The organism is Mycobacterium sp. SP-6446, assembly GCF_001954045.1.
Classification (GTDB): Bacteria; Actinomycetota; Actinomycetes; order Mycobacteriales; family Mycobacteriaceae; genus Mycobacterium.
The window spans coordinates 1-833 of the sequence record NZ_MBEM01000023.1; the positions used below are offsets into that span (position 1 = coordinate 1).

General features: G+C 68.4%; 2 pseudogenes. Both read right to left on the reverse strand.

The features are described 5' to 3' along the window. Positions 1–69, reverse strand: a pseudogene (locus tag A5736_RS25795) (P-II family nitrogen regulator); the annotation flags it as partial. Further along, positions 66–833 (reverse strand): annotated as a pseudogene (locus tag A5736_RS01795) (ammonium transporter); the annotation flags it as partial. The pseudogenes A5736_RS01795 and A5736_RS25795, both read right to left, overlap by 4 nt.

An 833-nucleotide genomic window follows, 5' to 3' on the forward strand; every position in this document is an offset into this window, starting at 1 on the left:
CGCCTCCTCGAGGGTGGTCTTGACGTCATCGAGGGTGAACGGCTTTACGATCGCGGTGATCAGCTTCATGCGTGCTCTGCCTCCACTTTCTCGTCCACCCGCTCCTCCGCACCGTTACGGTCGTCCAGCGCAGTTCGTGTCGTAAGCCCAGACCCCTGGCCGCCGATCACTCCAAAATCGTAGCCGCTCTCCGCGTGCTCGGCCTCGTCGATACCCGAGGATTCCGCCTCGGGGTTGAGGCGCAACCCGATGGTGTACTTCAGGATCAGGGCCAGGATGAGCGTAACGATGCCGGAGTAGAACAGGACGGAGAACGCGCCGACCGCCTGCCGTTCCAGCTGCGCCCAGCCGCCGCCGTAGAACAGCCCCTTCGATACCCCGGCCACGCCGTTGATCGCCGGGCTCTCCGGCGCGGCGAGCAGGCCGACCAGCAGTGTGCCCGCCAAACCGCCGACGAGGTGCACCCCGACCACGTCGAGCGAGTCGTCGAAGCCCAACCGGAACTTCAGCCCGACCGCCAGCGCGCAGACGACGCCGGCCACCGCGCCGACCACGATCGCGCCCAGGATGTTGACCGACGAGCACGACGGGGTGATGGCAACCAGCCCGGCGACGATGCCCGACGCCGCGCCCAGCGTCGTGGGCTTCCCGTCGCGGACGCGCTCGGTCAGCAGCCAGCCGAGCATGGCGGTGGCCGTGGCGACCGTGGTGGTCATGAACGTCGATCCGGCGGCGCCGTTCGAGCTGGTCGCCGACCCGGCGTTGAACCCGAACCAGCCGAACCACAGCAACCCGGCGCCGAGCATCACGAACGGCAGGTTGTGCGGCCGGAA